7 protein-coding genes and 1 tRNA gene are annotated in these 6,000 nt (G+C 56.9%); 4 read left to right on the top strand and 4 right to left on the bottom strand.

Annotated elements, in window-relative coordinates; all coding sequences use genetic code 11:
* Positions 1-404: 404 nt before the first annotated feature.
* Both K5845_RS03730 and K5845_RS03725 read left to right on the top strand, forming a co-directional pair.
* Positions 405-665: a nucleotidyltransferase family protein gene (locus K5845_RS03730; RefSeq protein ID WP_287958408.1), complete on the top strand. Its 261-nt coding sequence runs from the start codon at positions 405-407 to the stop codon at positions 663-665.
* A gap of 1 nt (position 666) precedes the next feature.
* A complete protein-coding gene (locus K5845_RS03725) occupies positions 667-1,038 on the top strand; it encodes a HepT-like ribonuclease domain-containing protein (protein WP_287958407.1) in 372 nt (123 codons plus the stop codon).
* A gap of 2 nt (positions 1,039-1,040) precedes the next feature.
* Here the strand turns inward: K5845_RS03725 and K5845_RS03720 are convergent, their stop codons facing one another.
* From K5845_RS03720 to K5845_RS03710, 3 genes are all read right to left on the bottom strand, one after another.
* Positions 1,041-2,114, bottom strand: coding sequence for a hypothetical protein (locus K5845_RS03720; protein ID WP_287958406.1), 1,074 nt, complete (start codon positions 2,112-2,114; stop codon positions 1,041-1,043).
* The gene (locus K5845_RS03715) at positions 2,107-2,412 is read right to left on the bottom strand and encodes a hypothetical protein (RefSeq protein WP_287958405.1); all 306 of its coding nucleotides are present in this window, start codon (positions 2,410-2,412) and stop codon (positions 2,107-2,109) included. Before K5845_RS03715 ends, K5845_RS03720 begins: the two co-directional genes overlap by 8 nt.
* Before the next feature lie 194 nt (positions 2,413-2,606).
* Positions 2,607-2,683 (bottom strand) — tRNA-Arg (locus K5845_RS03710).
* A 379-nt stretch (positions 2,684-3,062) separates the two neighbouring features.
* Between K5845_RS03710 and K5845_RS03705 the strand changes: the two genes are divergently transcribed.
* On the top strand, positions 3,063-4,505 hold the full coding sequence (locus K5845_RS03705; RefSeq protein ID WP_046477085.1) for a mannose-1-phosphate guanylyltransferase/mannose-6-phosphate isomerase: 1,443 nt from the start codon (positions 3,063-3,065) through the stop codon (positions 4,503-4,505).
* Positions 4,506-4,522: 17 nt separating this feature from the next.
* Here the strand turns inward: K5845_RS03705 and K5845_RS03700 are convergent, their stop codons facing one another.
* Complete coding sequence (locus K5845_RS03700; RefSeq protein ID WP_046477087.1) at positions 4,523-5,209, bottom strand: response regulator transcription factor; 687 nt, start codon at positions 5,207-5,209, stop codon at positions 4,523-4,525.
* A gap of 341 nt (positions 5,210-5,550) precedes the next feature.
* On the opposite strand from K5845_RS03700, the gene K5845_RS03695 reads away from it, so the two are divergent.
* A complete protein-coding gene (locus K5845_RS03695; protein ID WP_244465008.1) occupies positions 5,551-5,967 on the top strand; it encodes a L,D-transpeptidase family protein in 417 nt (138 codons plus the stop codon).
* The last annotated feature ends 33 nt before the right edge of the window (positions 5,968-6,000 follow it).

The following is a 6,000-nucleotide window of genomic DNA, read 5'->3' as shown; positions in this document are numbered from 1 at the left end:
CATGAGGCCCAGCGCCGCATTCAAAGCCGCCGACGTAGGATCGGTAGCGGCACCACGTAGGATCGGTAGCAAGAGAGCTTCCATCAACGTAGGTTCGGTAGCAGGCCTGCGTGCGTTCGGTAGCAATGCCAACGTAGGTTCGGTAGCAACGTTCACGTAGGATCGGTAGTCGCTCTATATAGAACAGAACATCTCAGAACACCGTCCGAACATTTTCCGGAACATTCTTCCAGAACCTTTTCCAGAATCCAGAACAGGCGCTGCGCGGCTTTCAATGAAAAATAAGGGAAGGGGATATTAGCCGCTCAAATGCTCAGCATGCTGAATTCTTCTGGACAGGCAGCCTAACTCCCCTCAAGATTCGAGACATGGACTCCCGCGAAGCCATCCGCAGACTGAGAACATTGGAACCCATCCTCAAGGCCGAAGGAGCGTCCGCCCTCTACCTATTCGGCTCCACCGCCCGCAATACTGCGCGCCACGATTCCGACGTCGATATCCTGCTCGAAACCCCGCCGCGCAAACGCATATCGCTGCTTGCGATCGCCCGCCTCACCCGCTTGGCCAGCGAAGCCATTCATGCCCGCGTCGACCTTATCCCAAAACAAGCGATCAAGCCGCACATCATGAAACGGATAGAGCCCACGCTCAAAAAAGTATTCTGACGTGATCGCCCGCCTACCCAATGAAGCCATTACCGACATCCTTCATGCCATCCGTACCCTGACCGCTATCACCGCCAAGCACGACCTAGGCACTTTCTCCAAAAACCAACAGCTCCGCTGGGCAGTCGAACGAGGCCTTCAAATCATATCCGAAGCTGCACGAAACATTCCGGCCGCACTTACCGACCGACATCCGCACGTCCCCTGGGCCGACATCCGAGGCATGGGCAATATCCTGAGGCACGATTACATGGAGATATCACAAACCGAACTCTGGAAAACGGTTCGCCAAGACCTCAAGCCCCTTCAAAAGGCGTGCGAAAGCCTTCACCGGACGACCATCTCTCCTCCCCGCAGCACCAAAAAAAAATAACCTCACCCTTTCATCGGAAGCCCAACATCCCGGAACTCGAGGTTCGACCCGCTCTGTTCCATCGGTATGCCAACCTCATGGGCCAGCGCCATCAGCTGCTCAACAAACACGCCCGCGCGCATCGCCACAAAGTTGTGGTCGCTGCACCAGGCCTCATAATCGTTGAACACCACATTGGCCGTCAGGCGTCCGCCGCGCACCGCCTCCAACCGTTCATCAGCCCAAACCGCGGCATCGCCCAGCGTCGTCATCCTGCGCCCAACATCCCTGTCACGGTGCCGCCACGGCGTCGTCACCGTGTAAAGCCCCAACCCACTTCCCAGCTCAAGCAATAATCCAAGCCCAAGCAGCAGCCCCGTCCGGATGTCGGCCTGCTCCACGGGAGCATCGAACCAGCGGAACACCCGGTCAAGGACATCCAGCTGCGGGTCCGCGCTTTGCACAGAGAAATCCAGCCCTCCCAGCGCCGCCTGCACCTCTCTAAGCCTTCCCCATGAAGCTTCTGCTTCCCGGGCCTGTTCCAGCGTCACCTGCATCCGCGCAATCTTCGCGCAGGCCACCCGCGTGGCGATCATGTTCTTCCGGCAGCGGTCCGAATGCACCTCCACGGTCCGCTTCCCCCGGCCGTAGGGTTGCGCATACGCAGCCTCAATCGCGTTTTCGACCTCCAGAGGGGTTCCGACCTGCCCGATAGCATCCAACCGCCCTTGAAGGCGTTTCTGTTCGGCCTGAAGGTTGTTGCGCCGGTCAATGATGCTTTGATTGTTCCCCGCGTTCGCAAGGCGGTGTTCGGCGGCAAGTCCGATCCCCGCATAAAAGGAACTCACGCTGGCCACCACAAGGAACACCCCCGCGCCCAAGGCTGCCAGCCAATCACGCTTGCCAACGGCCAAGGCGAAGCAGAACGGCATCAGGGCCTTCACGATGTCCGCGAGCCCCAATCCGAACCCGTAAAGGTGCCGTTCCACCTCATCCTGCCCGCCAAGGCGAATACCGAAGCGGTAGTTGAGCACCGCCGACACCGCCACCAGTCCAAGACTACCCACGACGCCCGCGAAAATCAGGCCATCAATCACCAGCGCCTTCGCGCCAGCCGCCGTGGGCCGAGGCCACGATCGCCTCCCAGGTGTCGACCCTGAAGCGCAACTTAAGCTCCGCGATCCTCTTGGCCGCGCCCTCTGCAATTTGTCCCTCACAGAATTTGTTGGTTGAACCTCCTTCCGCCAACTTGATCACCGCCAGCTGCAGCAGCAGCTCGTCCGGCACTCGCAGTTGTAGACGCTTCGATTTGCCCCGCTCCGAGACGACCGGAGGCGCGCGCTGTTCAACGCTGGCCCTCAGGGCCGCGAAACGTTCGCGAAGTGTTTTGGCCATGCTGCACCTCCACGGCCAACACAACCCCACGAACAGAACGCTTGCAACGCAGGCAGGCCGTAACCTACATTTCGACTGCAAACCACGGTAAGAGTACGGATTGTTACGGTAGGAAGGCGCTTCGTCCTGGTAGCCCGTTGGTAGCCCGAGCCCAGCGCCCACAAAATTGGCCAGCAAATTAGCCAATGAAATCATGGTGACCCCGACAGGATTCGAACCTGTGACCCTCAGATTAGGAATCTGATGCTCTATCCTGCTGAGCTACGGGGCCTGACCACGTCCTCGCCAAGATGACCAGATCTATGCGAGGTTCTCCAGCTCGATTAACCGTCTCACGCTGAGAACGTCAATAGAGCCAACAAACGTTAAACTAACATGCTTCGGTCTCGATCAAACAACCGTGGCTGCAAATGCTCGAAAAGTTCTCTAACTTCAGCGGTAATGGGTCCCGCTCTACCCACGCGCGTGGCCAAACCATCGCTCTGAACAAACGGAAATTAACTGCGCTCACACATTCGCGGTCATGTTCACCATCGTGTTAGAGAATTTTTTTCAGCTCGGTAATGTCAGGCCTGTAGAGTGGGCGTAGGGCTCGGTCACTCACCGCCCCTGCGGTTCCCCCAAATCTTAATCGGAAGGTGTTGAACGGTATGGCGACGATTACGCCAGTGATCCTATCGGGCGGTTCCGGCACGCGCCTATGGCCACGCTCGCGGTCCATGTACCCCAAGCAGTTCATCCGCTTCCTCAATGATCAAGAAACGAGTTTCCTCGGGGCAACCCTGCGCCGCCTTCCCGCGGAAGAAGGATTCGGCGCACCCATTCTCTCGTGCAACAACGACCATCGATTTCTGATCAAGGAAGAACTTGAATCTGCCGGGATAGAAGCCCAGGCCATCGTTCTCGAACCTGCTGCCCGCAATACGGCGCCAGCGATCGCCGCCGCGGCCCTTATCGCAATGAAGAATGATCCCGAGGCCATTCTCGCGGTCATGCCATCCGACCACATCATCGGCAATGAGACCGCTTTCCGTGAAAGTATATTGGCTGCGGCCAAGGTCGCCAAATCCGGTCGCCTCGTTCTTTTCGGAATTACGCCGTCCGAAGCGAATACGGGATACGGTTACATCCGCCGAGGCTCACCGTTCACGGAGTTCAACGGCGTGTTTCACGTCGACGCCTTCTTTGAAAAACCCGATAAAAAGACCGCAGAACAATACCTCGCTTCCGGCGACTACTTTTGGAACAGCGGCATCTTCGTTCTGCGGGCCGGGACGTTCATCAACGAACTCGCAAACCTCGAACCCGGCATTCTCAAAGCGGCAACCGCAGCTGTCCAGAATGCCGAAACCGATCTCGGCTTCCTCCGCCTTGAGGCAAAGGCATTCGCTTCGGCGCCCAGTATTTCGATCGACTATGCCGTCATGGAGAAAACCGATCGCGCCGCCATGCTGCCCATCGACGTCGGCTGGAACGACGTCGGCTCATGGTCGTCTCTGTGGGACGTCGCGCAACACGATGCCGACGACAACTACATCAATGGCAACGCCGTAACGGAAGGAACGCAAGGCTGCTTTATCCATTCCGACAAACCGATCGTGGCCACCCTCGGCGTTGAAAATCTCATCATCGTCGATACGCCGGACGCATTGCTCGTCGCTGATCGCACACGCGCTCAGGATGTATCGGGCATTGTCAAACGCTTGAAAGATGAAGGCCGCAAAGAGCACGAACAACACGTCCGCAACTACCGCCCTTGGGGTTTTTTCGAAACCCTGAGCTTAGCGCCACGGTTTCAGGTCAAGAAACTGCACGTCAAACCGGGCGGCAAGCTTTCCATGCAAATGCACCACCATCGCTCCGAACACTGGATCGTGGTGCAAGGCACAGCCAAGGTCGTTATCGGCGACAAGGAATCGCTGGTTCGGGAAAACGAGAGCGTCTACATCGTCGCCACGCAATGGCATCGCCTGGAGAATCCCGGAAAGGTCCCGCTGGAACTGATAGAAGTGCAGATGGGTAGCTATCTGGGCGAAGACGACATCATCCGTTCGGACGACATTTACAAGCGCTCTGCTGAGGAAACCAAATAGAGGGGGAAGCTCGTACCTCAGGGCACGAGCTTGTAACCGCCTGTTTCCGTCACGAGAAGCTCCGCATTGGACGGATCCGTCTCGATCTTCTGACGCAAACGATAGATATGCGTTTCGAGCGTATGCGTCGTAACGCCGGCATTGTAACCCCAAACTTCGTGCAGCAGCACATCACGGGTCACCACTTTCTCCCCGGCCCGATAGAGATACTTCAAAATCGAAGTTTCTTTTTCGGTTAGCCGGATCTTCGATCCCTTCGCGTCGAGCAGCAGCTTGGACGCAGGCTTGAAGGAATACGGCCCGATCGTAAACACCGCATCTTCGCTCTGCTCGTGCTGACGAAGCTGGGCGCGAATCCGCGCGAGAAGCACCGCGAATTTGAAGGGCTTCGTCACATAGTCGTTCGCACCCGCATCGAGACCAAGGATTTGATCCGCATCGGAATCATTTGCCGTCAGCATAACGATGGGGCTTTTAAAGCCGGTCTTGCGCAGTTGCTTAACCGCTTCGCGCCCATCCATATCCGGAAGACCAACGTCGAACAGCACAAGATCGTGGTGTTCGAACTTGGCAATTTCTATTCCGCGTGCCGCAGTCTCAGCGACACTAACCTCGAATTCATCGTGGAGTGACAGCTGATCTCTTAAGGAATCGCGAAGGTCATCATCGTCATCGACAATGAGGATCTTGCGGGCCGTGCTCATAATGAATGCTCCATATCAATGGATTGCTTCTATAAATTCTATCACCTGTCGTGCTGATACCATAGGGTTCAACCGCCGCATGCGTCCTGCGCCAATGCCGCAGGTTGTTGTCACTGTACGTAACCGGACAACCTGGGAAAACAATGGTTCGCCGTCGAATAGCTGGTTATCAGCCAACAGATCCAAGGCGCTGAAAATACCTGAAAGGATGGAACATCGAACCACATTTCCGTCAATTGACCGTGAACGTTAAGAATGCACATGCAGCAGTCGGCGTAGTTCAATTCGATAGTCGGCAATTTCCGTGTGCATTAGGCCGCAGCGGCCTCTCAAGCATAAAGATGGAAGGCGACGGTGCGACTCCGATAGGACGCTGGGCGCTACGCCGAGCCTATTATCGCGCCGATCGGATTCAACGCCCTATAACAGGCTTACCTTTGCAGGCAATTCGTCCAACCGACGGTTGGTGCGACGCTCCCTGTGACCCGAACTACAATCGCCCCGTATCCCACCCCTACAGGGCGAGCGCAGAACGTCTTTGGCGCCACGACCACCTGTACGACCTCATCATCGTCGTGGGCTACAATGACGTCCAACGAAGCCGTCGTCGAGGCAGCGCTATATTCATACACGTCGCGACACCGGACTTCGCGCCCACTGAGGGTTGCATCGCGCTCCGCCGGAACGACCTGATCCAACTCGTTGGCATGATGCGGCCGGGACAGGATCTTCACATCGGCCCTTATCACTGGCGCTAACTCCCAATCTTCGAAATGGCGATGTTGGGATGT

Source organism: Filomicrobium sp. (assembly GCF_025698805.1).
In the GTDB taxonomy this organism is placed as follows: domain Bacteria; phylum Pseudomonadota; class Alphaproteobacteria; order Rhizobiales; family Hyphomicrobiaceae; genus Filomicrobium; species Filomicrobium insigne.
Note: the sequence above shows the minus strand (reverse complement) of the source record. Positions and strands in the feature narration are given on the sequence as shown.

What these genes read in the sequence shown, in the direction of transcription:
- K5845_RS03700 (WP_046477087.1), bottom strand. Translation starts at nt 5,209, where the DNA reads ATGAGCACGGCCCGCAAGATCCTCATTGTCGATGACGATGATGACCTT.
- K5845_RS03705 (WP_046477085.1), top strand. Translation starts at nt 3,063, where the DNA reads ATGGCGACGATTACGCCAGTGATCCTATCGGGCGGTTCCGGCACGCGC.
- K5845_RS03695 (WP_244465008.1), top strand. Translation starts at nt 5,551, where the DNA reads ATGGAAGGCGACGGTGCGACTCCGATAGGACGCTGGGCGCTACGCCGA.
- K5845_RS03715 (WP_287958405.1), bottom strand. Translation starts at nt 2,412, where the DNA reads ATGGCCAAAACACTTCGCGAACGTTTCGCGGCCCTGAGGGCCAGCGTT.